The following is a 26,351-nucleotide window of genomic DNA, read 5'->3' on the forward strand; positions in this document are numbered from 1 at the left end:
TCATGAATCTGGGCATGATTTTTGGAATCGGTAAACTTATGGTTTTGGCCTTTATTTATCTACCGAGGATGAATCTGTGCAATCAACGCCCCGCTTGGCGATGCTCGAAGCCAGCAGATATAGCCCGACATAGATCGGAAATGAATAGATATTGCTTCCAGTGAATGGAATGATATAAATCAGCCATTTGTGAGATCGGCTCGGCCACAAAAGCGGAAAAACCCCCAAATAGGAGAGCCTTTATCAGCGGGTTCCGGCTTGTACTGGTTTAAGAACATCACTGTGGCGGGAAGAAGTGAAAAATTCCTTGGAAAATTGGCCGACATGAACGGTAGGACTTCCCTGTGATAATGCCAGAGTCCCATGGCAATCCCAAGCTGGTTCGGCCATGATGACACGATAATCATCGTAAACCCGGATAGTAGAAACTGTCCCGTAGCCCTCTTATCCCGAAATCCGATTCAAAATAGCCAGGAGTTCGAATCGATCGAAGAGCTTGCTGAGATGTCTGTCCAACGTCTTGTCGACTTCTTGGTGCAGCACGGCAGGAACCGTTTCGAAAATCCTGAAGCGGTCGCCAAGCCTTGCAGAAAGCCGCTATCGATTGCCCCAAGCGATGGCGGACTCTTTCAATCTCGCTATGGCTTCGAGTATCCCGTTCCTGCAGGCCAACATAATGAGGACGCATCCTTTTCGATTCCTGTGAATACGGTCATTATATTCAGCAACTTCTGAACAGGCAATCCCGCCAGAAGTTGGACGTTACCTTTCAGCGGAAACACAATACTGTCCACAAAGCAATGGCTAAATGGAAACTCATCCCTCTCCTTGACATTTGTTGGCGTTTTTCAATTATAGCGGTTGATTCTTAATGCAGACAGGTTTTGAACAAAATTGTTTCAGTCCATCCCAGTTGCCCCAGATGCAATTTTTGCATCGATTCGGTTGTCTTGGGGCAGAGGTAGTCCGGTTTTCAACGCTTGTACTGGATGTTGGTGACATGCAGGTATCCACCTTTCCAAATTTATGCAAACAGCATTTAAGTTGTCCAGAAACGAATTATCCTATTCCGCCAAGCAGCAATCCGCATCGTGAAAGTTCCACTTTGATCCAATCTACTCCAGCCCCCGCATACAAATATCAAAGACCGGATCTGTCCATATTGGACAACAGCCGGGCTTTGGTCCTATTTCGCAGGATAAGTTGTCTTCGAAAATTATACTTTGAATTTTCCAACTAACGCGCGAAGCGAGCAAAGCAATCACTTTCTCTCCGGCGACTTGAATTTCAGTTTTTCCTGCTAGTCCGGGTTATCGGCGACAAGTCCGAACAGAGCGTCATAGTACGTCTGCCAGTTTTAATTCCCGTTATTATAAGGATCCAAATATTGCGCTTCTCCGATTATCACAAAACCACGCTGGCCCGTTTCCATATCGACAAGATCTTATTCGATGGATTGAGCCAGGCTGTGTACTTCCATATCATGATTCGTAATAAACTCGGTTTCCTTCTGGAATGCAGCCATCTGCATCCGGTTTGCCCAGAAAGCGAGGGACAAAAATCCGAAAGGCGCTGAAATCGAATACAAACTGACCGGACGCACAGGGGGGGACATCACGGTTTCCTCCCGGTTACGCGCATCCGTTGCAACGTCTTCAAATAAGCTGGCCTTGTACGCATTTTGGATAGCGGCAAACGAAGCACTGTATCTTTCCAGTCGCTAGCAAAAAACGGGCTAAGTGGTTGCAAGTACGGCTGCCCGAGCGAAGTCAGTCCATGCAGGTGGATGCAGAACCAGATCAAACCAAGACCGATACCCCACATGCCAAGCCATGCCGCCAGAATCAACAGTGAAAATTGAAGAAGCTTGCTCGCATTTGTCATTAAATAATTGGGAACGAGAAAGGAGGCATGGCGGAAATGGCGATTACAATCACCATCACGTTGCTTGCGATTCCCGCCTCCACGGCTGCTTGACCGATGACAATACCGCCTACGATGCCGAGTGTTTGGCTGGATTTGGTGGGCATGCGCAAACTGGCTTCCTTTAATATTTCCAGAGTCAGCAGCATGAGCAGCGCCTCCCAGAACGGTGGATATGGAATTTCACTCCGTGATTACATCAGAAGAAATAGCATCTCCAAAGGAACCACCTGATAATGATGAACCGTCACCGCTACGTAAGCCGGGGTCAAAAACAAAGCAATTACAAACGCGACAAAACGAAGTCCCCGCAGGAAGGTGCTTACCAACCAGCGATGTACATAGTCTTCTGGGGATTGAAACAAATTAAGCTCAAGCTTTTGTCCAACTGCTCGGTTAGGCTGTCTTTAGGGCCGTACACAATCGATTCCTGCTCGGAAGAATCGATGGCGCGGCCCAACTGATTCTGCTTTTTGATTGCACAAACGTTCCCGATTTCATCAAAAACAAGGATTCCTCCTTGCAAGATGAGCTCTTCGGTTTGCTGCAGCGTCGTTACGTCCACCCGATCTTCGGAAATCACCTTTTGTCCTGCTTGTTCGTCCGGGGCGTGCAAAAGGGGAAGCACGATGTCGCTTTCGACCTGATTTTGATCCACAAAGGAACGGATGTAGAACAGCTTGACTTTCCGCCCTCCCGCATCCAACTCATGCACTTGTGCATCGTGAATATCGTGAAACAATTGCTGCACGTGCTGCGGAGACAAGTTACCTGCAGGAGGTTGGGTATCGGCTTCTTTTGGCGTATCACTTTTGTCTTGCTTTTTAAACCAACCGATCCAACGCATCGTCTCCCTGCCTTTCGCGTTCAGTCCATGTATTATTTTTCCCGATATAACAAAAAACATGCTTCGCAGTTCCGGGTTGTTGGCAGTCTTGAGATTATGAGTCGGTTCGTGAAAAAACCACCGATTTTACTACCGGTGGCTTGAATCGTGAACATTTCGCAAACACTGATTCTCCCAGTTGTTGCAGAAGTCCTCATACACTTGCTCGACTCCGCTGTCGGATATCATGTGTCTGGCCAGAAAGTCGTACCAGAACTGATCGAAAGACAAGGGCATCCGGGTTCCATATTGGGAACGAAGGGTTACATAACGGTCCCAGATTTTGATTCGGAATGCTGCCAATTCATCACATCGCTCCATGTCGGTTCGCCTTTAAGCGGCGCTGGTATCGCTGGATATTTCTGACGTTTTCGCTCTTTCTTCGGCCAGCTTTTGAAATTGTTTTGCTCTTTCCAGATGAAAGGCACGCAATTGGTCGTGATATTGAGCCATTTTCATGTGCCAGTCGTACATTTGCCTGACATAAGCGGCGTGGTCATGCGTAAACATGGGCATTGCCTGTTTAGTAAACTGCATTTGAAAACATTCCTCCTTGGGTTAGGTAAAGTTGATCTTACAGCATTAGTCTATGGCAGGCGCATAGAAGAGACAACGGCATCCGCCCGGTTTCCAGTAATTTTTATCGGGTTGTTTGTCTAGACGCGGATGGAAACACAACCTCCCGTTCTTCAGCATAGGCTAAAAGGAAACCGAGATCGAGGAGGAGATTTCAACGTGTATGCTTATCCAAATGGAATGTACAGGGAAACGGCAAATTCCACATTATCTACAGTAACTTTGGTTGACCCGTATTTTTATCACACCTTGCGCTCGCTTCAAGCAAAGCCGGTGGTTATTGAAACGTTTCGAGGTCCTGTTCGGGGTACGATAACCGACGTGAGACCGGATCATGTTGGGCTGCAAACAGACAGTGCTTCTTTCTTCTTACGTACGCAGCAAATGATCTGGGTTATGCCTTCTTAGCGCTCCGGCGCGGCATGAGACAAACGTCCCCTGTCATAAAGATAATAAGAACCATCAATTTGGTAAGGGGATGATGTCCGCCATGTTCAAGCGCATCAATTTATTGCCCATTGCATTGCCTGTTCCCAAACATCCGGACGCTAACGCCGCCGCGGCCGTGCAGGAACTATTAGGCGGCCGTTTCGGGGAGATGTCTACGTTGAATAATTATTTGGTTCAATCTTCGAATTTTCGTAGCAAGAGAAAGTTGAAGCCCTTCTATGAACTTGTGGCCAGCATTACGGCGGAGGAGGTTGGCCATGTGGAATTGGTGATGAACTCCATTAATTTATGCCTGTCCGGTTCCACATTTCCGGCAGATCCGGATGAGTCCCCTCTGCGCAACGGGGTTGACAAACGCAATACCTACCATTTTATTGCATCAGCTCAAACCTCGTTGCCCGGCGATTCGATGGGCAAAGCATGGAACGGCGATTATGTCTTTAACAGTGGCAATCTGGTACTTGATCTGCTGCATAACTTTTTTCTCGAATGCGGCGCCCGCACCCATAAGATGCGCGTGTACGAGATGACAGATCATCCTGTCGCCCGCGAAATGACGGGTTACTTGCTGGTCCGCGGGGGAGTTCATGTGCTTGCTTACGCGAAGGCGCTCGAAATCATGACCGGAGTCGACTTAAAAAAAATGCTCCCTATTCCCAATCTTGAGAATCGGGCATTTGATGCGACCCGCAAATACGAAGAACAGGGAATTCATCGAAAGTTATATACGTTTAGCGATTCAGACTATGAAGATATCGCTCAAATCTGGAAAGGATCCCACCCTTCCGACGGAGAGCGATTGGAAGTCGTCAGAGGAGTTCCCCAAGGAGGGGAAGTGCCCGATCTTGAAGAAGTGCCGGAAGAATTTGCCCCTGGCATCTCGAATGAGGATTTTATGCAGATTGCCCAACGGCTGCAAAAGCTCGCCGGATTGTAAGGTGTTGCGTTCCTATACGGGTAAGGGTTGCTGCTTATATGGCATGTATACGAAACCTTTATTTATGTTTATTTCTATTAGCCGTGCGCGACTCCCAGCGTGCGGCTCGTCACATGGTGGTGGTCAAGCACAAGCCTTTATTTGAATGGTTTCAATTGCCTATCCCTTAGTTCTTGAATTTTATTTTCTAAATATTCGATGCGAGATTTTAGTTGTGCTTTCTCTATGACATGTTTTCTGCATATTTCCAGAAGTTTCTCGTTCTTTTCCTTCTCATTCTGAAGCGCCTGCTTAACTTTTTCATACCGATTCTCAAGCAATCTTTTGCCGCTTGGTCTGGTTGACGTTTCGATTGCAGTAGCTGCAATTTCTTCTGCCCCTTTTTCAATTTCCATCTGCAGCAAAATGGCTTGATCACAGCGTTCCTTAAGATCAGGACGATTATAGATCGTCTTTCGCTCAATGCCAGCTTTTTTAGCAATCGCTGATATGGACAGTTTTTTCTTTCCTTTTCGGAGGTTTGTTATTGCTTGTTCGATACGCTCCAGTGTAACGAGTTTATTTTCTTTAGAAGGGTCACTCATGCCATTCCCTCCCATTCGATTGGTGTGATATTGTAATCTGAATGATTATCAATTCCGGAATAATTCACCTGGGTTTCCAACTCATCAATAATTCCTACGAGGTATTTTTCAATTGTCTTTAACTTGTTCTCATAAGGACCTCCAGCAGGTGCAGATGCCAATTCGCTACGAATTTTTTTCAACCGGCCTTTATGAACTTCAAGAAAGTCCGGAGTAGTCAAAAAATTGCGGCATCCTAAACATACCCCGTCGCCTTCACAAGGTTCATTTCGCATTGGATGGTGAAGACAAAGTCCATGTGACAAAATTTGAATCTTATGCGCTTTACGCAATTTATCAACTTGTTCGATGGTCTTTCCTTTGAATGGGTTAATTACTTTAAGTTTTTCTTTTATTTGAAGAGCCTGCTTACCAACAAGAACTGCGCCTTCATTGAATACTTTCGCGAACTTGTTCCTTACATCCTCTTGAAGCAGGTGTGTATAGTGCTGTGTACCTCTAATGGACTTATGATTTAACAATTTCCGTATGGTTTCCAGAGAGGCCCCGCCTTTTAAAGCATACGTAGCGCAAGCGTGGCGGAATGTATGAGATGAAAAATCAGCAATATCTCCATTTTTATATCGGAGATTGAGTTTTTGAAGCCAGGGTCTTAGAAAATTCTTTGACCAATTTGCATGGGAAACTATACCCACGGGATATCCTTTGACATTACGTATTCGATTAAGAAATAAATACGGTAAGCCCGATTCTTTTCTTAACGGAGCCGTGTATTTTTCTACTTTCGTAATGGCTTGTACGACAAGGGCATTCGCTGGTTTATACACCCTCGTAGGTTCGGCTTGCAATTTACCGGTGTTATACACCAATTTAGTTTCTCCGCCAATTGGCTCAATGGAGGCATTATACATCGTAATGATTTCGCTAATGCGAAGTCCAAGCTGCAATCCAACTACTACGCTAGCTGCAACAAGTATATTTTCGTCCATATCTAAATCACTTACTGCTTTACGCAATATCTGATCGATCAACTGTTCGTCCGAAATTTTATCAATGTTTACTTGCTCTGCTTGCTTGGCATCCTTCTTTAACGCTTTGTTATTAATAATGAGCTCATTGTACATACCCTGAACAAATCGAACATCTTTTGGAACATCCCAGCCTTTAATATTTCCCTTTAATAAGATTTCTTTTAACGCCAATGCACTTTTCTTGATTGAAACAGAACTTATTAACTGACCGCTTGTCTCGCTTTTCGCTTCAGGCAAATACGTAAAATACATCTCCAATAAAATCTGATCAATTTCTGAAAACGACTCCACTTCCGGCGCATATTCTTTTATAAATTTAGAAAATCGAACAACACCGTCTAAATTTCGTTTGGCAGTTGAAAACTTGCCCGTGGTTAACTCATGATGCATAAACCATTTTATTACTTCTAGCATTTTGGGCTTATCAACAACAAATTCAAAATCAATCATAAGCCTCTTGCCAGACAAATGCTCTACATTAATAAATCCGTTAAAATCCCATACATTGTCTGAGAATTTACTATTACCGCAACGGAAATCTGATTGGGGTATTAGGGGGTTGTAATCAAACAATTGAAGCTTTATACTTTCAACCACTCTGCATCGCCTCCAAACGCCCTATAATCGTTTCTAAGGCGTATTCAACAGTCTCAAGATGATGTGTCGTCCCGATATACTCCTGAGCCATATATGCCTCTCTGTTGGCTCTGAGACGATCCAAATGGTCTTTATGAATTGGTAAGTGTTCGGGAGTCGTGATAAACTTAGGACAGATCACGCACATATTAAATTTAGAGCATATCTTGCCCTCATTATTTATCGGCTTCTGACAAGCCCCATCAGGCAATGAAGCAGACAATAGCGTTTCCGTGTCGAGATTCTTTCCTTGACCAAGTTCCTTCTCATTGATTTCCTTGACTATCATGCCAATAAATCCAAGCTTTTTATATTCGCTTTCAACTTTTGGATTTTGGACTTTTGCATATAAGCTTGTGGAGTGCAATGATTCGTGACCTAGATATTCTTGAATTTCAAACATGCTCATGCCCTTATTTAGCATGTCCGTTCCAAGCGTATGCCTAAATGCGTGAAAGGTTAATGGGTATAATTCGCCATTGTTATCTCTGATATCATGCTTTTTGACAAACCGATAAAGTTTATCTCGAAATATTTTTTGGAGCAGTCTGGCGTACCGTATATTCCGTTTTTGCCAGTAAAGACAAATGTAGTTTGTTGCAAGTTCTTTCCTGGCCACTTCTGAGTATTGTTCAAGTAGTTGAACTGCCCGTTTGACTCGATTTGATACGGGGATATATCTGTCAGCCTTATTTTTCGGAGAGAAAACATACAATACGGGTTTTCCTGTAAAATCTTCAGTTATACAACCCTCGGTTAGGTCCAAAACCTCTGAAAGCCTTATTCCCGAATCGATGCCGATCTCCACAATAGACTTCAAGAGGATGTTATTCTCCTTTTTTAAAGCTATTTCAATCTGTTCCATTACATTATCGGGTATATACCTTGTCCTTAAAACATCATCTTGCTTCAGTGCTTGGTACTCATCTCCATCAAAAACCTGTCCCTCCGGAAAACCATCATACTCAAAAAACTGCCCATGTTCTACTACCCATTTTAGTGCAGACATAGCAACCGATCTTGTAGAGTTTGCTAAATGAATCTGTTGTAAATAATAAATATACATTTGAGTAATTTGGTGCGATAAATCGGCATAATCCATAATTTTCAAGTTGTACTCTTTCAGGAATTCAAAGAACCGTTTCAATGAATAATTATATCGATACAGTGTTTCGACGCTCGGCTTCCCTAGACTCATGCATTCAATTGTTATTTGCTTATGTATTTTCTTGAACCATTTATTTGGCAAATATGAAAATTCAAAAGATAATTTATCACCATAACTCGATTGATACGGAACCTCCCATCTATCAGTTTTTGTATCAACTGTTGAAATATACGCTCTACTCAATTCAACTCCGCGCTCCTTCTCTGACGCATGAAGCTTTCATATGCCGTTGTTTTCGCTTCAAGCGACAAATGTTGATACTTACTCGTAGACTTAACATCATTATGACCTAACCTATCTTGGACATAACGCATATCAAATCCCGATTCGGTGAGTTCGGTTCCATGGGTGTGCCTAAGCATGTGAGGAGTGCATTTTATACCCACTTGTTCAGATAGCTTATTGAAGAGCTTTGTTATCGTATCGCGGATCATATATTGGCCAGGGCTGGTTTCATGATTCACAAATATCGTAAGATGTTTTCCATCATCAGGGCGATGATACAAGATATAATCCTCTATGGCAAAGACAATATCTCTGCTGACGGGTATTTCCCTTTCTAGTGATTTGATGTTGTGGTCTTTATGGTATAGTGGATCATGCTCTTTTACCTTTATAACCCCAACTTTTGTTTGAATCTCATAATCACCTATACGAAGACCTAATGCCTCACTAATCCGGCAACCCGTTTCATAAAGAAATCTGAACAATAACTGATTTCGGGCATTTAAGCTCTCATCTGACTGTAACATCTCAAGTCCTTGATAGAGCTTTTCAACCTGTTCCCAAGTCAAACGCTTACCCTTAACTGATTTTTTCTCTTTAACTCGGAAGAAATTAAAACCCATATCTTTACGACTAACTTTCTGAACTAGGAAATGTCTGTTTTTTGAATCATCTTTATAAGTTAATGGGTTCTCCGTCACAAAGCCCCCAATCACTTCATAAAATCGATAAAATGAGGCTATTGTTGCCATATACTTATTCTTTGTCTTTGCAGATTTCTCTTTGTCCGTCTTTCCGACTTTCGTTTTCAAATACTCAAGCCAAGAAAACATATCCGCTTTCCTAACCTCGTAAAATTTAAGCCCCACTTCGTTTAACCAAGTGAAATATTCCTTTAAGTCTCTACTATAACCTTCGATTGTGTTCTCAGAGTGCCCCTTCTCTTCTAAATAGTGAAGAAACAATGTTATTTCCTCGACAATGTTGTAGTCCTCATCCACAACTACTACATTTCGTTTTCCGGCCTCATTGAGAGTTTTTTCAATTTTCAGATTACCCATATTCATCACCACCAAGATCAATACTATATGATGTTCAGCCAATGTTTTCCCACTTTAACCGAACTTGAGTGTATATATCATCCATCATCTATTATTATGGAGCTAATTGTCAATTATCATAGTTGAGTTCCGGACTAAACTCAAGAAACAAAAGGAACGATTCGCATATGCAATGCTCTTCCGCCGCGGGTACAATGAACTCTTTTGTGCTGCCATAGAAAAAGGTGTGTTGCCATAAGGCCAACACACCTTTTTCCTAGATATTATCCGTTGTGTACGGAAGCAACGCTACCGCCCTAGCACGTTTAATTGCAACTGTTAAAGCACGTTGATATTTTGCGCTTGTTCCAGTCACACGGCGAGGAAGAATCTTCCCCCGTTCACTAATGAACTTTTTAAGAACTTCCGTATTTTTGTAATCAATATGAGTAATTTTATTAACTGTAAAGTAGCAAACTTTTCTACGTTTACCTTTGCCACCTCTACGTGGAGCAAACTTTCTTTCGCCACGTTCTTCGTCATTTCTTTGTGCAAATGCCATTGTTATACTCTCGTTCCTTTCATTATGCATATTGGTCAAACGTAATAAGCTTTCTCTGGCTATCCCCTAGTTCAAAGTTGGGTGTGGATAAGTCTTACGACTTACCCACACCCAACTTCTCACTACGGGGCTGCACCCACATCTTGAAATAAGGATGGTCATCATCACTAGACTACATTGACTGTCATAACGTATTACACACTTTACTCAACATCATGCGATCTTAATAAACCGTGGATGCTGGTCGTAAATGAAGATTACCATTACACAGTTAAAATGCTTTAAAACCCCTTGTTTTACTGAGGTCTTAAAGCATTTTCTTGCTCTCAGATGTTACGCTCTCTAAAATGGCAGATCATCGTCCGATATGTCTATCGGTCGCCCGTCATCGGCAAAGGGATCGCTATTGTTGCCTCCGCTGCGAGATCCGGCGCCGGCGTTGCTGCGATTGCCGCTGCCGCCCCCGTATCCGCCTCCCGCGCTTGCAGCCGGAGCGCTGCCGTAAGCATCGTCTTTTCCTTGTCCTTGCCCGCCGCCTTCGCGGTTAGGCGATTCCAGGAATCGAACGTTGTCGGCGATCACTTCGGTCACGTAGACGCGTCGGCCTTCGTTATTCTCGTAGTTGCGCACTTGAATCCGGCCTTCCACTGCGGCCAGACGGCCTTTGCGAAGGTAGTTGGCGCACGTCTCGGCAAGCTGTCTCCAAGTAACGACCGGAATAAAATCCGCTTCCCGTTCCTCCCGATTGCCGGAGAACGGACGGTCTACCGCCAGCGTAAACTGGGTTACGGCTACGCCTGCGGGCGTGTAGCGCAGTTCAGGATCCCTGGTAAGGCGTCCTATGAGAATGACTCGGTTCAGCATCGCGGTTTCCCTCCACTTGACATGGCATTGTAAGGCTTCGGCGGTTATCCGCCCGGGTTGTGCGGTTTACGCGATTTGTTCTCTGACGACCATGTGACGAATAACTTCGTCCGTAATCTTCAGAACGCGCTCAAGTTCCGCCACGACTTCCGACGTTCCCTTGAAATGAACCAACACATACGTCCCTTCGCGGTGCTTGTTGATCTCGTAAGCAAGACGACGTTTACCCATCAAGTCGTGCTTAGCGATCTCTCCGCCGTTCCCGATGATGCCCTGGAATTTCTCCGTGACAGCTTGAACGGTTTCTTGTTCCACGTCCGGACGGATGATGTACATCAACTCATAGTTGCGCATCTTCCGTTCACCTCCTTAAGGTCTTATGGCCCCCCACTTGGCATACCGACAGCTTGGCTATCGGCTGGGAAGCAAGGAGTATGCAATCTACAGCATACCTGAATACTTTATCACAACGGGTCGAATACCGCAAGGAATTTCGCGCTACACTAACCCATACGACAGGGGGTGAAGGCATGGGCGAGCAGACGCAGTTCGAACCCGGACAACGGGCTCCGAATGACGGGGAGTACATGGAGATCGGAGAAAATTCCTTCCACATGGGGGTAAACGACCCGCAGCACGTGAACTTGCATAAAGGGGAGAAGTTTCCGGAGACGACGAATCACAACCGCAAGTGGAAAAAGGTAAAACGGCAGCGCCAACTTTAAAAAGCCGTGTATATTGAAATGGAAAACGGGACATTCTATATTTCGGCGACGGTAAACGAGAGGTGTGGTTCCGTTGAACGATTTCGGGCAACAACCAGTTGAGGCGTTCCTGTCGGAGTAGGGAAAGCGAGGGGTTGTGCTAAAGACAGCCATCTGTAAGATGAAGTTGGAGGCATTTCCTGAAGCCCCGAAGGGCTGAGTTGAAATCAGCAACGTAGGTTAACGAAACTCGAGCAACTCACTAAACGTCGCCCGAAGAACCCCGCAAGGGGTTCTTCGTCGTTTACGCAATATCGCCGGATTTGATCGCCAGATGGAGCAGCAGCTTCGTCTCCGGATCGTCCAGCCGAAGTCCCAGCTCGCTCTTGATCCGCTCCAGCCGATAGTTGACCGTGTTGTAATGGACGAACATTCTCTCCGCCGTCTCTTTGGCGTTGCAGTTGCATTCGAAATAGTTGCGCAAAGTGTTCAGAAGCGAGCCCTGCTGCTTGCGATCCAGCTCCAGCAGCGGATGCAGGTACAGCCTCTGATACTCCTCCAGCTCTTCCGTACCAAGCAGCCGGTAGAGCAGCAGATACACGCCCAGTTCCCCGTAGCGAACCGTCTCCTCCTGCAAGCCGCACACCCTTCTGATTTCGGCGGCGCGTTTCGCGTCGCGATAGCTTGCCGACACATTGCTTTGCTTGCCGACTTCCTTGCCCATGCACAGGGAAGCGGATTTCTCCTGAAGCAGCGGCCGCAAGTAACTCCACACCTGCTCCGGATCGCTATCCTTAGCCGGCGCTCCGTTCATGTCCGCCCGCATCGTGAACAGGACGACCAATTCCCCTTCGAGAACCGTCCATTTGGCCCCGGACTTGCGCGAATCGCTCTCCCAGTTCAACCGCTTCGCCAGCTCTAGCAGCCCTCTGACGTTCGATTTGCGATCGTGGAACGACACGACGCCCGCGACGTATCGACCCTCTTCCGCCAGCGGCCAGCCGCACGCTTCGGCGCGCAGACGCAAGTCGTCCGTCGAGACGATTCGGCCCGCCAGCCAATCCTGCAGGAACTGGTCGAAATACTTCGCCTCGATGTTTTTCCGCGCCAGCAGGTTGCTGATCTCGAAGCCGAGCAGCCGCCCCGCCCAATTGATCGTCAGCGTGTCCACCGGCCCGTAATCGGCGGCATATTCCAGAATCAGCATCAAATACGGGCGGACTTGTCCGTCCGGCACGGCCGCGACATGCACGCGCACGCTGCGCTCTCCGATCTGAATCACGTTCGTCTCCAGCGTCTGCTCGGTGCGGAACTTGGCCCACTCTTCCTCCCCGATCCGCTCGCACAGCGGCCCCGCGTCCGACGACGCCGCAATTCGGTTGTGCGGATCAAGCAGAACGACCGGATTGCGGATCATCGTCTGCAGATGGTTCAAATACGCATGAAGCCCGTCCCCGTGCAGCAGCACGTGGGACAGGCGTTGAACGCGGCCTTGCAGCACGGTCAGATCCTTGGATTCCGATACGAGCACCCGCTCCATCACTTCGCGGACGACGTCGGAGAACGTCGTGCTCGGCGGCAGCTCGATGAGCGGCAGGCCGTGCCGGTTCGCCGCTTCGACGGCCGACCTGGGCACCTCGTCGAAAAACCGCTTCGTCTTCACGCCCAGCGCGACGACGCCCTTGCTCGCCAACTGCGCGATCAGCGTCACCAGAATTTCCGGATCGTGCTTGAACGGATATCCCGTCGTCATCAACAGTTCTCCAGGCCGAACCCAATCGACGACGTCGGGCACTTCCATAACGTTGATCCGGCTGATCGGCCTATCCAGTCCCGTTCCCCCGCCGAGAAGAACGGCTTCCTTCAGTTGAGGAAGATCGAACAGCGCTCCGACCGTAAATCCTTCCTCCGTCATCGTTCCATTCACCGCCGTCTCCTCCTCCCGCTCTTGCGCAAGCATGCGTTCCTCTTATTCCGTCAGCGCTTCGACGATCTCGCCCGACAGCGCCGTCCATCCGAAGATGCCGCCCTGCTGCCGGATCATGCGGATCGCCGCTTCCTGGTCGGCCGGATCGAACGCGGCCGTCGCGTCCTCCGGTACGAGGCAGCGGTAACCCCGATCGTTGGCCTCCCGCACCGTCGTATGCACGCACACATGGGTCGTCACCCCGCATACGATCAACCATTCGATTCCTTTACCATCCAACAGGCTCTCCAGCTCCGTTCGATAGAACGCGCCCTTCCCGGGCTTGTCGATAACCGCCTCGCCCTCCAGCGGCGCCAGCTCGGGAACGATCGCATGGCCCGGCTCTCCCCTAACGAGCAGTCGGCCCATCGGGCCTTCGTCTCCGATGCCCGCGCCTTGCCGGCGGCTGCGCTCCAGCTTCGACGGGGGACAATCGGACAAGTCGGGCAGATGCCCTTCCCGCGTATGCACGATCGTCAGACCCGCCTCCCTCGCCGCGCGAAGCAATTCCTGAATGGTCGGGATAATCGCGCGAGTCGGCGAAATGTCGTTGCCTAGCATCTCCCCGAACCCGCCCGGCGAACAGAAATCGTTCTGCATGTCGATCACGACCAGCGCCGTGCGGCCGGGGTCGAACTCGTATGCGTACGGCTGCGCTCGCTCCACCTTTTTCACCGCGCGATTCCTCCCTTCTACTGCCGCTCCAACGGAACCGGCACCTTCGTCGTCTCGAAAAATCGATTGCCCGGCGCCCCATCCTCAACCGGAAGGAAAATGCTGATCTGCTCCGTCGGAGCCGTATCGTCGTTCGCCACCGAATGAACGACTCCGGCCGGCACGTGGAACGTATCCCCCGCCTTGTACGATTTCCACTCCCCGTTGCAGAGCAGACGAACTTTGCCCACCGTAATATGAATGATTTCCGCCACGTTATGGTAATGGGGCAGAACGGCACCTCCGACGCCGATCTTCTCCCACAGCACCGAGCTTGCTCTTACGCCCAAAGAATCTGCCTCCTCGGCCGATACGATCTCCCGGTGATAGAGCTTGATGTGATCGGGCATCAGCTCCCATTCCATGCCGTCCGCCGTTCTCACCGTCGTCCGCTTCTCCGTCATCGGTCCGCCGCCTTCCCCGCGTAGCTGCGTGTCGGCTTCGGAAAGCCTTCGGACGTCCCGTCCTTGACGACGACCTCGTCCTCCCAAGGCAGCCGGTAGCTTCCGTTCACGAGATCCTCCATATAGGTGTATGGGCAATCTCCCGCTCCTCCGTCCACCGCCACGTAGCCGCGATGGCCGAACTGATAGATGTTGTTCTCCACGCCCCAGAGGCGGCGCGCTTCGCGCACGAGCGACGGACGAACCTCTCCGGCGACGATCTCGTTCGGACGCCCGCCCCCGACGACGAGAGGAACGCCGTCGAAGCCGACGATCATCGCCTCTCCCATCGAATCGAACGTGCCGTCGCTTCCGCACATGCACACCGACGCGGTATACATCAGGTTGCAGAACGCGTTGGCCTGATTCGTCACCTGCCATGCGTGGCGGATCGGAGCCGTGTATCCCGCCGTGCGGATCATGATATCCGCTCCGAGGTACGCGCATTCCCTCGCCATCTCCGGGAACATCCCGTCATGGCAAATGATGAGCGCCAGCTTGCTCCCGTTCGGGCCTTCGCATACCGGAATGCCGAGATTGCCCGGCTCCCACGGCTCGACGGGTACCCATGGATGCAGCTTGCGATAGTTCAACCGAATTTCGCCTTGATCGTCGATGATCAGCCCGGTATTGTACGGGTAGCCGTCCGGATTCGCCTCCATGATCGAGAAGCAGCCCCAGATCCGGTTATCCCGGCAGGCGTTCCTGAACGCCTCAACCTCCGGCCCGTCGATCCGGCACATTAGCGCCGGATCGGTATTCATCGACAAGCCGTGAAGCGAATATTCGGGAAAGACGACCAGGTCTATCCCCCGCAGCCCTCTGCGCGCCTTCCCCGTCAGCCCGACGATGCGGCCGACCTGCTCCCGGAGCTGCTCGGGGGTATCCACGACGGGCAGCTGCAACTGCACTAGTCCGATGACGACGCCGTCCGGACTTTTGTTTAATCCGCCCAATCCGCTCATTTGCCCGTCTCCTCTCTATTGAACCGTTACTTCGGAATGCTGCCGATGACGCCTTCGACCAGATAATCGGAGCCTTCGAGCTGTTCGACCGTCGGCGTTTCGCCTTCCGCGATGCGAACTCCGCCCGACTGATCCTTGACCGGTCCCTTGAACGGAAGCAGCGTTCCCTCCAGCAGCGCCTTCTTCTGATCTTCGACGTATTGCACGACGTCTGCCGGTACGTTCGCACCGAACGAACCGAGCTGCACAACGTTGTCTGCCAGCGTTCCGCGATACTTGCCGTCGAACTTGCTGCCCTTGAACTGACCGTCCTGAGCCGTCTTCACCATCTCGACGAACAGCTCCGGCCAATTCCACAGAGAGCCGGTAATCCAGCCGTTCGGAGCCAGGGAAGAGGCGTCCGCGTGGTAGCCTACCGTCATAACGCCGCGCCGTTCCGCCGTCTCGATCACCGTCTTCATGCAGTCCTGATGAAGGCTGAGCACGTCTACGCTGCCGTCGATGAGCGAGTTCGTCGCGTTCGCTTGCTGGCCGGGATCGCACCAGCTTCCCGTGAAGACGACGGACGTCGTCGCGTCCGGATTGACGGAGCGAGCGCCGAGCGTGAACGCATTGACGTTAAGCAGTACCTGCGGGATCGGGACGGAGACGATATAGCCAAGCTTGCCGGTTTTGGACATTTTGCCCGCCGCTACGCCCGCCAGATAGACCGGCTCCCAGATCGTACCGAAGTACGTTCCGACATTGTTGGCCGTCTTCAGACCGCCTTGGTGGAAAAAGACGACGTCCGGATGGCGCTTGGCCACGTTAAGCGCGGGTTCCAGATGTCCGTAGGAGGTCGGGAAAATGATTTTCGCGCCGTCCTTGATCATCTGCTCCATGACCCGCTCCGCCTCCGCCGTCTCCGGCACGTTCTCGGCGCGCAGCACCTTCAGATCCGGATAAGCCTCCTCCACGGCCACGCTGCCCAAGTATGCCGCCTGATTGTAGCCGTAATCGTCCTTCGTGCCGACGAAGATAAACCCTACCGCGCTGCCTCCCGTCCCCATCGACGCATCCGCGCTTGCGGTGGACGTCTCCGAGGAGCCGCCCGACGGGCTGCTCGCGGAATGGCTTCCCGGCTGGCTGCAGCCGGTAATCAGCATAATGAGCGCCAACGCTCCCAACAGGACACTGCTTGCTCTTCTTTTCGTCTTCATACGGTTTCCCTCCACTTTGAATTGATCTCTATGTTTGGCTTGCTCGTACTGCCTTGGATGGGTGAATGCTGCGCTATCCGCTGCCCTCTCCGGCGAATACCTTGCCCAGCGCCTCCGGCGTCCGGCTCGATTTCCTGCGTTCCACGATCAGCAGCGCCAACAGCGTGAGCAGATAAGGCGCCATGAACAGGAAGAATGGAGAAATGGCGTAGCCTTGCTGCTGCACCGTAAGCTGAAGCGCCTGCGCCGCGCCGAACAGATAAGCTCCGAGCATCGCCCTGGCCGGCTTCCACGAGGCGAATATAACGAGCGCTACGGCGACGACGCCTCTGCCCGCGGTCATGTTCTCCACCCAGGCATGCGTATAGGCGATGGAGAGCTGAGCTCCGCCGATTCCTGCCAGGAATCCGCCCGCCAGCACCGCCAAATAGCGAACGAGCTTCGCGTTGATGCCGCTGGCGAACAACACTTCCTCCCGCTCCCCCGCCGTTCGGAGCATAATGCCGATTCGGGTGCGGAAAATGACGAACCAGAGCAGCGGCACAAGCAGGATCGACAGATAGGTCAGCGGATCGTGGTTGAACAGAATCGGTCCGAGGAACGGAATGTCCGACAGCAGCGGAAGAGCCACCGGATTGAATCCGACGATCTGCTCGCTGACGAACCCCCGTCCGAAGAACGCCGTCACCCCCATGCCGAAGAACATGATCGTAAGGCCGGTGGCCAGCTGATTGGCCCCGCAGCTTAAGACGAGGAAGGCATGGATCGAAGCGATCAGGAGTCCGCACAAGCCTCCAGCCAGCGCGCCCAGCCACGGATTGCCGGTCCATACCGTGACCGCGAACCCGCCCAGCGCGCCTCCGAGCATCGAGCCTTCCGTTCCGAGGTTGATGACCCCGGCTCTCTCAGATACTAGCTCCCCTTGGCTGGCCAGCATAACCGACGTTCCGGAACGGATCGCTCCGGTGAGAATGTCCGCCAGAATCATCGGCTCCACCTCCTGCCGCCGAGAATGAAGAACAAGACTAGCGCCATCAGAATGTTAACGGAAGAGGACGGAAGCCCCGATCCGATCTCCAGCGTGTTGCCGGCAACGCTGATCATGCCGAGCAGGAAGGCCGTAACGATCAGTCTGAGCGGATGATTCCACGCCATCATCGCGGCTAGGAAGCCGAGATAGCCGAAGTTGGCCCCGGTCGAAGCGCGCAGGCGGCCTTCGATGCCGGCGATCTCGATCATGCCCGCGATGCCCGCCAGCATGCCGGCCGAGATCAGTACCCAGAAATACATTTTATTGATGTTGAATCCGGCCCTCTCCGCCGCCAGCCGATTGCTGCCGAGCACGCGGATGCGGAAGCCAAGCCTCGTCTTCGCCAGCACGAACCAGACGAGAGCCGCCAGCACGAGAGCGACGACGAAGCCGATGTGCAGCCTCGTTCCGTCGACGATCGGAAGTCTTAACGACGAGGAGATTTCCGGCGAGAACGGCCAGTTGAACGAATCGGGGTCCTTCAGCATGCCGTGAACGAAGAACCCTACGGTGAACGTGGCGACGTAATTAAGCAGCACGCTCGTAATCGTCTCGTTCAGCCGCCCCTTCACCTTGAGAACGGCGACCAGTCCGGCCCACAGCGCTCCCCCGAGCGCCCCGGCGATCAGCATCAGCGGAATGCCGAGCCAGGCCGGCATGGCGTTCAAGTAGAATACGGCGAACCAGGTAGCGAACAACGCGCCGATGGCGAGCTGCCCCTCTCCTCCGACGTTCACCAATCCCGCCTTGGCCGGGAGCGCCGCGGCGAGTCCGGTCAACACGAACGGAGTCGCCTTCAACAGCACTTCGCCGAAGCCGTATAAATCGCCGAACGCCGACTTGACCATCGAGACGTACAGGTCGATCGGATTGACTCCATAACAGAGCAGGAAAATGCCGTACAACACGAACGGAGCGACGAAAATCATCGCCTGTACGCCCCGCTTCTTCCACCGCGCGAAGGAGGGCCATCTCCCCGCGGACAACGCAATCGTTCCGGTTTGTGTCTTCACGCGGATTCTCCTTTCAGCATGCGATAGCCGATCTGCGTCGCATCCGTATCTGCGGTCTTGTAGGGGCCGAGTAACTGCTTGCCGCTAAGCACGACCAACTCGTCGGACAGCTTGAACAGTTCGTCCAGATCCTCGGAGAACAGCAGAATCGCCGTCCCCTGCTCCGCCAACCCGATCAGCTGCTGTTGAATCGTGCGCGTCGTTCCGATGTCGAGCCCCCGGCTCGGATAGCTGATGATCAGAATGTCCGGACTGCGGATAAGCGCCCGAGACAATACCATTCGCTGCACGTTACCTCCCGAGAGCGTATCCGCCCTTCGGCTTCCTTCCGCCAGAGAGAGCAACTTGGCTTCCTCGCTGCCTTCCAGCCGCTCCTTGAGCGTTTTCCAGTCGATCCCCGGTCCCTTCGCTCTCATCGACATGCCGTCCAGCACCATATGCTCCAAAATACTGAAGCCCGGGATAACCGACTCCTTGATCGGGTCCTCGGAGACGAAGCTGACTCCCGCATCCATGAACGCCCTTGGCCCGCCCTTCATTTCCGTTCCGCCGATCGAGACTTTGCCCGAAGCCAGCTTCCTTAATCCGAACAGCGCTTCTGCCAGCTCCCGTTGACCGCTCCCAGAGATGCCCGCGACGCCGACGATGCGCCCTTTCGGCAGAGACAGCCGGACATCCGTCAGCACGGGTTCCCCATGATCTCCGCGAATGAGGCCGTCCTCAATGCGAAGAGCTTCCTCCTCGTCCGCCGCCAAGCTCGCAGGCTTCACGACCGGCTTTAGCGTCTTGTCTCCCATCATCGCGGAGATGAGCGTCTCTCCGTCCAACCCGTCCTCTTTTGCCGCCGCATAGGTCATCTGCCCGCCTCTGAGCACGCTCACCCGATCGGCGACGGCAAGCACCTCGTTGATCTTGTGCGTAATCAGCAGAATGCCGTAGCCGTCCTGGCGAAGCAGATCGAGCATGTTCAGGAACGATTCAACCTCTTGAGGGACGAGAACGCTGGTCGGCTCGTCGAAAATGATCATTCGCGTACCGGGAGCGAGCAGCACCTTCACGATCTCCAGTCGCTGCCGCTGCCCGAGGTCGAGCTGCCAGACTTGCGCGTCCGGCTCGACCTGCAATCCGTACTTGGCAGAGATGTCGACGATCCGCTCGCGCAGCTTCTTGCGATTGAACCGCCAGCCCGTCTCGACCGCCAGCGCGATGTTGTCCAGCACCGTCAAAGCGGGAACGACCCTGAAGTCCTGGAACACCATTCCGATGCCTCTCGCTCTGGCTTTCGTAGGGGGATGGAGCTCGACCCGTTCTCCGTCCATCCATACCGCGCCTTCGTCCGGCTCGTATACGCCGTAGAGCATCTTCATCAGCGTGCTCTTGCCCGCGCCGTTCTCGCCCAGTATCGCGTGAACTTCCCCCGCTCGAACGATCAGGTCGATGTCCCTGTTGGCAACCAGCGAGCCGAATCGCTTGGTCAACCCTTCGGTCTTGAGGAGATAAGGGAACGTATCGTGGTCGACAGACATCTCATCATCCTCCTTATTTTTATGTTAGTTTATATTACATTTATTAGTGGATCCGATTTATGTTTCTGATTATAACGCAATTTAGTGTTACATTCTTTATACTTTAAGAATAAAAATATAGGTAATATATTGTTTGTTGATTATAAAGATAACATATATATAACATTTAATTGACATATGAATTATTTGATCGGGTCTGTAAAAAAGGCTTCCCGTCAGACGAGCTCCCCCTAATTGAGGAAGACCCCGCTAACAGGAAGCCTACGCGCCCCTTGAACCCTAATCTACTCTATTGCGCGCCAACCGCCGAAGGACGTAATGTCTTCCGCTCCCGCCGCGGCATATCCCTCGCACACGAAGCCAGGCACCTCGGTCCCGTCTTCAAGCTCGACTTTGCCGATGCCGAGCGGTCCCGGAATGTCGGAGACGAACGAGCCGAAGGACGCAAGGGGCATTTCCCATATTTCCAATTCGATCGCCTTCCCTTGCCCCTCCCGCTTAACCATCCCCGGCTTAGGAGGAACGGTCGGCAGTCGATATAGCGCGTATTTGGGAGCGGTCCTCGCCTCCCGCACAAACTTGGCGCCCAACTGCAGCATTTGCTTTTCCAACGCATATCCTCTCATATGCAGCCCGCATACGGCAACGAAAGTATGACCGGCCGCAGCCGTCTTCTCCGGCTGCGCCGAGCCGCTTGTCGCAGCCAGAGCGGCGCCGATCGCCAGGTTCTCGCGCGAGGATGGAGCGAACAATGTGATTCCGAACGGAACGCCTTCAGCGGCTTCGCCGAACGGAATGGCCGCTCCGCACAGTTCCAGAAGATTGCAGTGATTGGTGTACAGCCCCATCTGCGTATTCGTCCGGACGGGATCGTTGCGAACCTGCTCCCTCGTCCATGTGCCCCCGGATGTCGGCATCACGAGCACCGCGTTGCTCAATAACCGATTCGACTCCAGCTTGATCGCTTGCAAGGCGTGAATCGCCTTGAACACGGAAGCTCCGTCGTAAGAGGATTCCGCAGACGGACGGAGAATTCCCGCCGTAACCGGCAGCACGCTGTCCGGGTGCGCTTCGATGAAGCCTCCGAGACTGGCCCATCTCTCTTCTACGAAAGGCCCCCCGTACAGTAAATCCGCCGCCTCCTGGAACAATCCCGTGTCCACGTATTCGATCGGCAATCCCAGACTCTCCAGCTTCTCTATCGCACGCTTCCAAGCCCATCGGTATTCGTCCGCATAAGGGCCGAAGAAGCTTAGCTCGCCCGCGGGAAGCACCAGCCTGGCCGGGAGCTCCGGCGCGAGCGGAGACAGCTCTCTGGACCAAGGATCGGTCGGTTCCAAGCCTCTGAGAACGCGGTCGATCTCCAGCGCGTCTTCCAGGCTGTTCGCGAATACCGAGACGCAGTCCAGGCTTGCGCAAGCCGGCACGACGCCTTTGGTCGGCCATGCGCCAAGGCTGGGCTTATATCCGACCAAGCCGTTGAGCGCCGCAGGCACCCGCCCCGAACCCGCCGTGTCGGTTCCCAGAGAGAAGGCCGCGTGGCCCCTGGCGACGGCGACGGCCGAACCGGAGCTCGATCCCCCGCTGATCAGTTCCTCTCTGATCGCGTTGCGGGTTTCCCCGTAGGGACTTCTTACGCCGACAAGCCCCGTAGCGAACTGGTCGAGGTTTGTTTTGCCTACGGGTATCGCTCCTGCGCGAATCAACCTGTCGACCACGACCGCATGCTCGCGGGGAACGTATTGATAATCGGGACATCCCGCCGTCGTAGGAACGCCCGCAAGATCGATGTTGTCCTTGATTGCGAATGGGATGCCCCAGAGAGGCGCCTGATTCGGATCGAACGCAGCCAATGCGTCCAAATAGGGCTGAATCCGCTCCATTCTCGGCGGGGTAATCCATACGTTCATTTCGCTGTCGCGCTCGGCAAGACGTATGATCTCCCGGACGACTTCCTCGGGCGTCGTTCTTTTCTCCCCATATGCCACTCTTAAACTCTCTACTGACAGCGTTTCTATCGTTTGTTTCATCTCTCTTCCCTCCGCCATTCCTTGACGCCCGGTCTCGTGCCGCCGTCTATGCGGCTTCCCGGTCTCATTTTCCGACGAGTTTGCCCAAAGCTTCCATCGTTCGGGTCGAATCGGATACGCTGCCGAAGACGCCTCCCTGCATCGTCACCATCTTCAAAGCCGCCAAGCGGTTGTCCGGATCGGTCGCTCCGGTGCAGTCCTCCAAAATCAAACATTCGTATCCACGGTCGTTCGCTTCGCGCATCGTCGTATGAACGCACACGTCGGTCGTAATGCCGGTCAGGATCAAATTCTGTATCCCTCTCGTCCGCAGGACCAAATCCAGATCGGTCGCGTAGAAGCTTCCTTTGCCTGGCTTGTCGATGATGATCTCCCCTTCTATCGGAGCCAGCTCTTCGATGATCTGCCAGCCCGGTTCCCCGCGCACCAGAATCCGCCCCGCCGGTCCGGCCGATCCGATCTCCGCGCCGATCTGCTTGCTCCGCCACCTCTTGTTGGCCGGCAGATCGGACAGATCCGGACGATGCCCTTCCCTTGTATGAATGATCGTAAATCCCGGAATCGCGCGGGCAACCGCCAGCAAACTGCGAATCGGCTCGATTGCGCGCCGAGTAAGGGACAGATCGTACCCCATACGGTCAACGTACCCGCCAGGGCCGCAGAAGTCGATCTGCATGTCGATAATCAGAAGCGCGGTATTGTCCGGTCTGAGTTCCCCGTTGTAGGGGTAAGCGTAAGGATTGGCTTCGATGAACATGATCTCCACTCCTTGGTGTTAGATATATGATAGTTTTTTTCTGATGTTTGTTATATTATATAACGCAAAAAAGACGGAGTCATTGTATGACACCGCCAATGCGTATCGAATATTTTTGTGTTCATAGCATAAAGGACATTCCCTCAGTCAACAAAAAACGATCCCTTCTCAGGGATCGAGCCATTTTTTGTTTATGGCGGAGAGGGTGGGATTCGCTCCGTCGCCGTTGCGGCTGCACTATTCGTGCACCACCACCATTAGCGACTATCACGCCGGGGCCTACGAACATGCCTTTTGGCATGTCCGCTTAACGGCCCGTTCGAATCCTGCTTCGCCACAAACAAAAAACGATCCCTTCTCAGGGATCGAGTCATTTTTTGTTTATGGCGGAGAGGGTGGGATTCGAACCCACGCACGCCTTGCGACGCCTAGATGATTTCGAGTCAACCCCCTTGGACCACTTGGGTACCTCTCCGCAGCAAGAAAAAGCATATCATATTTTGTCCCGGCGCGCAACTGGATTGTGTATCCAGCCGGCAAGATATGCAATCTACGTCTCCGTCTCTTCCGAAAGATCTCCTGCAGCGGAACGCAGCACCTTCTTCAAGCTCTTCTCGAACTTCGCTCGGGGCAGCAGAATGCTATGCTTGCATTTCACGCACTTAATCCGAATGTCCATGCCCATCCGAATGATCTCCATCTCGTTGGCGCCGCAGGGATGCGGTTTCTTCATCATGACGACGTCGCCGAGCTCGAAGCTTTTTCTCTCCATTCCGGTTCCCTCCCCGATTTCTTTGCTCTCGGCCGTTCCGGCCGTCCCGATCAATCGATGACTGCCGCCTGCTTCGATTCTAACGCCTTCTTCACCTCCGTGTTGATCAGGCGCATTACCTCTCCGGCGGTTTTCGGCTTGCATTTCGCCGTAATTCGAATCGTCATCTGATTCGGCGCAAGCGCTTGTACGCCCAGCACCTCCGGCGACGCGGTCAAATTCATATCGTTGATCTGGTTCAGAACCTGCCTCATCAGAGTCATCATCTCCTCGATCGTATAATCGGAGGAGACCGTAATGTCGACGACGGCAAGCTGCGGATTTACGGAGAAATTCGTCACCTGGTTAATCGATCCGTTCGGAATAATGTGAACCTCGCCCGTCCAGCTGCGAATGCGCGTCGCGCGCAAGCCGATCAGTTCGACCGTCCCCTTATGCGAACCTGTCTGAATTTCATCCCCGACTGCAAATTGATCCTCGAAAATAATGAAAAAGCCGGTAATGATATCTTTGACCAAGCTCTGGGCGCCGAATCCGATCGCCAGACCGATAACTCCCGCGCCGGCAAGCAAAGGAGCGATCTGAATATGGAATTCTCCCAGTATGAGAAGAATCGTTATAAAGTTGATGAGATAAGAGGCCGTGTTCTTCAGCAACCTCCCCAACGTCTGTACGCGTCTCGTTCGAAGCTTCAGCCTTTTGGATCTCTTCTCGCTCGTCGCATGATCGATAACGCGATTAAGAACAAGGAGAGCAAGACGGCTGACGACGTAGATTAATACGATGCGCAGCACTACGATCGATAGGTCCTTCCACATTTCCGTATCCTGAAGAAAGTCGCTCATTTCTCGAACAAACTGCTGCCATAGATTCTCTTGGGCCATTGTCTGCCCCGTTGCGAAGAAAGGATTCATCGTTCTATCTCCTTCTCTCAATGAATCTGTTCGTACCCGTCCGCCGTTTTCTCGAACAACCCTCGTATCTCTACGTTTTCCGAAGCGATGATCCGCTTCACTTCCGTCAGATCGGAGGCAGGAAAAGCAATGGATAACGCGCAGCCTGCCGTAATCTCCTTGGGCGTGGGGCAAATATCGATTTCTATATCCGCGTATTCGAGCAGCATCTCGGCCCGCAACGCTTGCTGCGTGGAGTCGAATGCGATCAAGAGAGAGTTCATCATGCAAACCTCCTGCGTCCAAGTATAAATGCGTCTGATCGTCCATATACTAGTAACATACTAGGGTAGGAGGCGAATCAGACGAATGAACGGCGCTTGGGAGAAACGCTCGAGCCCCGCACCGGAATCGGCGGCGCTCTCTTTAAAGATTCCTTTTAACGATCCAACCGTATTGCAAAGGTTGTCCCACCAGCTCGGGTATTACTTGGACGATCTGTCTCCCGATCGCCGGATCGTGATCGTCTGCGTCGGAACCGATCGCTCTACGGGAGACTCTCTGGGGCCTCTCGTCGGCACCGCGCTCGCTCGCGAATACAGCCCCTTGTTCGATCTGTACGGAACGCTTGATGAACCGGTTCATGCAATGAACCTTGGCGAGACGCTATTGAAAATTATGAGAAACTCGCGTCAGCCGTTCGTCATCGCCGTAGACGCCTGTCTTGGACAAGTTGCCAGCGTCGGATGCATTCAGATCGGCTCGGGTCCGGTCAGACCCGGAGCCGGAGTGAACAAGGAATTGCCGCCCGTCGGAGACATCCATATGACGGGGATCGTGAACGTCGGAGGTTTCATGGAATACTTCGTTCTCCAGAACACCAGATTAAATCTGGTCGTTAAGATGTCGGAGATCATCGCGCAAAGCCTATTGAACGCCGTGCGGAAAACCCGCGGCAATCCGGTCATTCCTTCTGCATGGCCAGACTGATCGCTGTCTTCTCTTCCGGCGTCAACATATATGCGGATTGCCCTTTATCGATCGGTTTGGCGTACAGGAAGGTCTGTTCCCGACCGTGAATTCCGGTAATGACGACGCCGTCCTGCGCTTCGTTAATAAAAGCTACCGAGAAGCTCAGATCGCTTCCCGAATCCGAGAATGCATTAAACCGATGGACGCCGATTCGTCCCTTCATCGACGCGAGGCGTCTTTCGTGCTGTTCCATCGTCTGATCCTGATCGATTTGCTTACGTTCCAATTCGGACATTCTTCCATGAATGACGCCCATGACTTCTTCCATGTTGGATACGCCCGTATCCCCTATTAAACGGCTGTGCGCCTTTTTGAGTTTGCTCAGCTTGCTCGACAAAACGCCAAGCCAGACGAACGAGACCAATAAAAGCGCTCCTGCAGCGCCAGCGACAATGACGGCGACTTGATCGTTCCAACCTTCCATT

The 26,351-nt window shown here is 52.1% G+C and carries 29 protein-coding genes, 1 tRNA gene and 1 pseudogene; 4 read left to right on the top strand and 27 right to left on the bottom strand.

The window, feature by feature from the left end; all coding sequences use genetic code 11:
* Window positions 1-179 precede the first annotated feature (179 nt).
* From ACESLM_RS22770 to ACESLM_RS22790, 5 genes and pseudogenes are all read right to left on the bottom strand, one after another.
* Window positions 180-407 (bottom strand): CBO0543 family protein, encoded by a 228-nt coding sequence (locus ACESLM_RS22770; RefSeq protein ID WP_285844152.1) that lies wholly within the window; start codon window positions 405-407, stop codon window positions 180-182.
* Between the two features lie 950 nt (window positions 408-1,357).
* Window positions 1,358-1,432 carry a CHASE3 domain-containing protein gene (locus ACESLM_RS22775; RefSeq protein WP_081494688.1) on the bottom strand — a complete coding sequence of 25 codons (75 nt, stop codon included), beginning with the start codon at window positions 1,430-1,432 and terminating at the stop codon, window positions 1,358-1,360.
* A 182-nt stretch (window positions 1,433-1,614) separates the two neighbouring features.
* Window positions 1,615-2,288 (bottom strand): annotated as a pseudogene (locus tag ACESLM_RS22780) (spore germination protein).
* A complete protein-coding gene (locus ACESLM_RS22785; RefSeq protein ID WP_035316911.1) occupies window positions 2,246-2,770 on the bottom strand; it encodes a spore germination protein in 525 nt (174 codons plus the stop codon). The pseudogene ACESLM_RS22780 and the gene ACESLM_RS22785 overlap by 43 nt, the downstream one beginning before the upstream one ends.
* 372 nt (window positions 2,771-3,142) lie before the next feature.
* Window positions 3,143-3,346, bottom strand: a complete 204-nt coding sequence (locus tag ACESLM_RS22790; protein WP_079911412.1) for a hypothetical protein — start codon at window positions 3,344-3,346, stop codon at window positions 3,143-3,145.
* Between the two features lie 219 nt (window positions 3,347-3,565).
* Here ACESLM_RS22790 and ACESLM_RS22795 point away from each other — a divergent pair, with 219 nt between their 5' ends.
* Together ACESLM_RS22795 and ACESLM_RS22800 are read left to right on the top strand one after the other, a co-directional pair.
* Entirely contained in the window at window positions 3,566-3,793 is a 228-nt protein-coding gene (locus ACESLM_RS22795; RefSeq protein WP_372634783.1) for a YuzF family protein, read from the top strand.
* Window positions 3,794-3,875: 82 nt separating this feature from the next.
* Window positions 3,876-4,772 carry a manganese catalase family protein gene (locus ACESLM_RS22800; RefSeq protein ID WP_372634715.1) on the top strand — a complete coding sequence of 299 codons (897 nt, stop codon included), beginning with the start codon at window positions 3,876-3,878 and terminating at the stop codon, window positions 4,770-4,772.
* A 137-nt stretch (window positions 4,773-4,909) separates the two neighbouring features.
* Here ACESLM_RS22800 and ACESLM_RS22805 read toward each other — a convergent pair whose 3' ends face one another.
* The 7 genes from ACESLM_RS22805 to rpsF form a co-directional block, all read right to left on the bottom strand.
* On the bottom strand, window positions 4,910-5,356 hold the full coding sequence (locus tag ACESLM_RS22805) for a DUF6262 family protein (protein ID WP_005828377.1): 447 nt from the start codon (window positions 5,354-5,356) through the stop codon (window positions 4,910-4,912).
* Window positions 5,353-6,984 (bottom strand): tyrosine-type recombinase/integrase, encoded by a 1,632-nt coding sequence (locus tag ACESLM_RS22810; RefSeq protein WP_372634718.1) that lies wholly within the window; start codon window positions 6,982-6,984, stop codon window positions 5,353-5,355. Before ACESLM_RS22810 ends, ACESLM_RS22805 begins: the two co-directional genes overlap by 4 nt.
* Window positions 6,977-8,374, bottom strand: a complete 1,398-nt coding sequence (locus ACESLM_RS22815; RefSeq protein WP_005828375.1) for a tyrosine-type recombinase/integrase — start codon at window positions 8,372-8,374, stop codon at window positions 6,977-6,979. The genes ACESLM_RS22810 and ACESLM_RS22815 overlap by 8 nt, the downstream gene beginning before the upstream one ends.
* Window positions 8,371-9,477, bottom strand: a complete 1,107-nt coding sequence (locus ACESLM_RS22820) for a tyrosine-type recombinase/integrase (RefSeq protein ID WP_372634721.1) — start codon at window positions 9,475-9,477, stop codon at window positions 8,371-8,373. Before ACESLM_RS22820 ends, ACESLM_RS22815 begins: the two co-directional genes overlap by 4 nt.
* 256 nt (window positions 9,478-9,733) lie before the next feature.
* Complete coding sequence (rpsR, locus tag ACESLM_RS22825; protein ID WP_023559051.1) at window positions 9,734-10,018, bottom strand: 30S ribosomal protein S18; 285 nt, start codon at window positions 10,016-10,018, stop codon at window positions 9,734-9,736.
* 342 nt (window positions 10,019-10,360) lie between these two features.
* Entirely contained in the window at window positions 10,361-10,882 is a 522-nt protein-coding gene (gene ssb / locus ACESLM_RS22830; protein ID WP_372634724.1) for a single-stranded DNA-binding protein, read from the bottom strand.
* A gap of 66 nt (window positions 10,883-10,948) precedes the next feature.
* Window positions 10,949-11,236 carry a 30S ribosomal protein S6 gene (gene rpsF, locus ACESLM_RS22835; RefSeq protein ID WP_372634726.1) on the bottom strand — a complete coding sequence of 96 codons (288 nt, stop codon included), beginning with the start codon at window positions 11,234-11,236 and terminating at the stop codon, window positions 10,949-10,951.
* Between the two features lie 176 nt (window positions 11,237-11,412).
* On the opposite strand from rpsF, the gene ACESLM_RS22840 reads away from it, so the two are divergent.
* Entirely contained in the window at window positions 11,413-11,607 is a 195-nt protein-coding gene (locus tag ACESLM_RS22840; protein ID WP_372634728.1) for a YjzC family protein, read from the top strand.
* 283 nt (window positions 11,608-11,890) lie between these two features.
* Here the strand turns inward: ACESLM_RS22840 and ACESLM_RS22845 are convergent, their stop codons facing one another.
* From ACESLM_RS22845 to ACESLM_RS22910, 14 genes are all read right to left on the bottom strand, one after another.
* Window positions 11,891-13,546, bottom strand: coding sequence for a PucR family transcriptional regulator (locus ACESLM_RS22845; protein ID WP_372634730.1), 1,656 nt, complete (start codon window positions 13,544-13,546; stop codon window positions 11,891-11,893).
* Window positions 13,547-13,555: 9 nt separating this feature from the next.
* On the bottom strand, window positions 13,556-14,227 hold the full coding sequence (locus ACESLM_RS22850; RefSeq protein WP_372634733.1) for a cysteine hydrolase family protein: 672 nt from the start codon (window positions 14,225-14,227) through the stop codon (window positions 13,556-13,558).
* A gap of 17 nt (window positions 14,228-14,244) precedes the next feature.
* Window positions 14,245-14,670, bottom strand: coding sequence for a cupin domain-containing protein (locus ACESLM_RS22855; RefSeq protein WP_372634735.1), 426 nt, complete (start codon window positions 14,668-14,670; stop codon window positions 14,245-14,247).
* On the bottom strand, window positions 14,667-15,674 hold the full coding sequence (locus ACESLM_RS22860; RefSeq protein WP_372634737.1) for a formamidase: 1,008 nt from the start codon (window positions 15,672-15,674) through the stop codon (window positions 14,667-14,669). Before ACESLM_RS22860 ends, ACESLM_RS22855 begins: the two co-directional genes overlap by 4 nt.
* Before the next feature lie 26 nt (window positions 15,675-15,700).
* Entirely contained in the window at window positions 15,701-16,873 is a 1,173-nt protein-coding gene (locus tag ACESLM_RS22865) for a BMP family ABC transporter substrate-binding protein (protein ID WP_372634740.1), read from the bottom strand.
* Between the two features lie 73 nt (window positions 16,874-16,946).
* On the bottom strand, window positions 16,947-17,861 hold the full coding sequence (locus ACESLM_RS22870) for an ABC transporter permease (RefSeq protein WP_372634743.1): 915 nt from the start codon (window positions 17,859-17,861) through the stop codon (window positions 16,947-16,949).
* Complete coding sequence (locus ACESLM_RS22875; RefSeq protein WP_372634746.1) at window positions 17,858-18,916, bottom strand: ABC transporter permease; 1,059 nt, start codon at window positions 18,914-18,916, stop codon at window positions 17,858-17,860. The genes ACESLM_RS22870 and ACESLM_RS22875 overlap by 4 nt, the downstream gene beginning before the upstream one ends.
* On the bottom strand, window positions 18,913-20,442 hold the full coding sequence (locus ACESLM_RS22880; protein WP_372634749.1) for an ABC transporter ATP-binding protein: 1,530 nt from the start codon (window positions 20,440-20,442) through the stop codon (window positions 18,913-18,915). The genes ACESLM_RS22875 and ACESLM_RS22880 overlap by 4 nt, the downstream gene beginning before the upstream one ends.
* 284 nt (window positions 20,443-20,726) lie before the next feature.
* Complete coding sequence (gene atzF, locus ACESLM_RS22885; protein WP_372634751.1) at window positions 20,727-22,472, bottom strand: allophanate hydrolase; 1,746 nt, start codon at window positions 22,470-22,472, stop codon at window positions 20,727-20,729.
* Between the two features lie 64 nt (window positions 22,473-22,536).
* Window positions 22,537-23,229: a biuret amidohydrolase gene (biuH, locus tag ACESLM_RS22890; RefSeq protein WP_372634754.1), complete on the bottom strand. Its 693-nt coding sequence runs from the start codon at window positions 23,227-23,229 to the stop codon at window positions 22,537-22,539.
* A gap of 384 nt (window positions 23,230-23,613) precedes the next feature.
* Window positions 23,614-23,704: transfer RNA gene (locus ACESLM_RS22895), tRNA-Ser, on the bottom strand.
* A gap of 75 nt (window positions 23,705-23,779) precedes the next feature.
* Window positions 23,780-24,001, bottom strand: a complete 222-nt coding sequence (locus ACESLM_RS22900) for a DUF951 domain-containing protein (protein ID WP_372634756.1) — start codon at window positions 23,999-24,001, stop codon at window positions 23,780-23,782.
* Between the two features lie 50 nt (window positions 24,002-24,051).
* A complete protein-coding gene (locus tag ACESLM_RS22905) occupies window positions 24,052-24,915 on the bottom strand; it encodes a mechanosensitive ion channel family protein (RefSeq protein ID WP_372634759.1) in 864 nt (287 codons plus the stop codon).
* 17 nt (window positions 24,916-24,932) lie between these two features.
* A complete protein-coding gene (locus tag ACESLM_RS22910) occupies window positions 24,933-25,181 on the bottom strand; it encodes a putative Se/S carrier protein (RefSeq protein WP_372634762.1) in 249 nt (82 codons plus the stop codon).
* An 82-nt stretch (window positions 25,182-25,263) separates the two neighbouring features.
* Here ACESLM_RS22910 and yyaC point away from each other — a divergent pair, with 82 nt between their 5' ends.
* Window positions 25,264-25,884 carry a spore protease YyaC gene (yyaC, locus tag ACESLM_RS22915; RefSeq protein ID WP_372634764.1) on the top strand — a complete coding sequence of 207 codons (621 nt, stop codon included), beginning with the start codon at window positions 25,264-25,266 and terminating at the stop codon, window positions 25,882-25,884.
* Here yyaC and ACESLM_RS22920 read toward each other — a convergent pair.
* A complete protein-coding gene (locus tag ACESLM_RS22920; RefSeq protein WP_372634766.1) occupies window positions 25,859-26,350 on the bottom strand; it encodes a DUF4446 family protein in 492 nt (163 codons plus the stop codon). The two genes, yyaC and ACESLM_RS22920, sit on opposite strands and share 26 nt — an antisense overlap.
* Window position 26,351: the final 1 nt, after the last annotated feature.

It is taken from the genome of Cohnella sp., from assembly GCF_041641335.1.
GTDB lineage: Bacteria > Bacillota > Bacilli > Paenibacillales > Paenibacillaceae > Cohnella.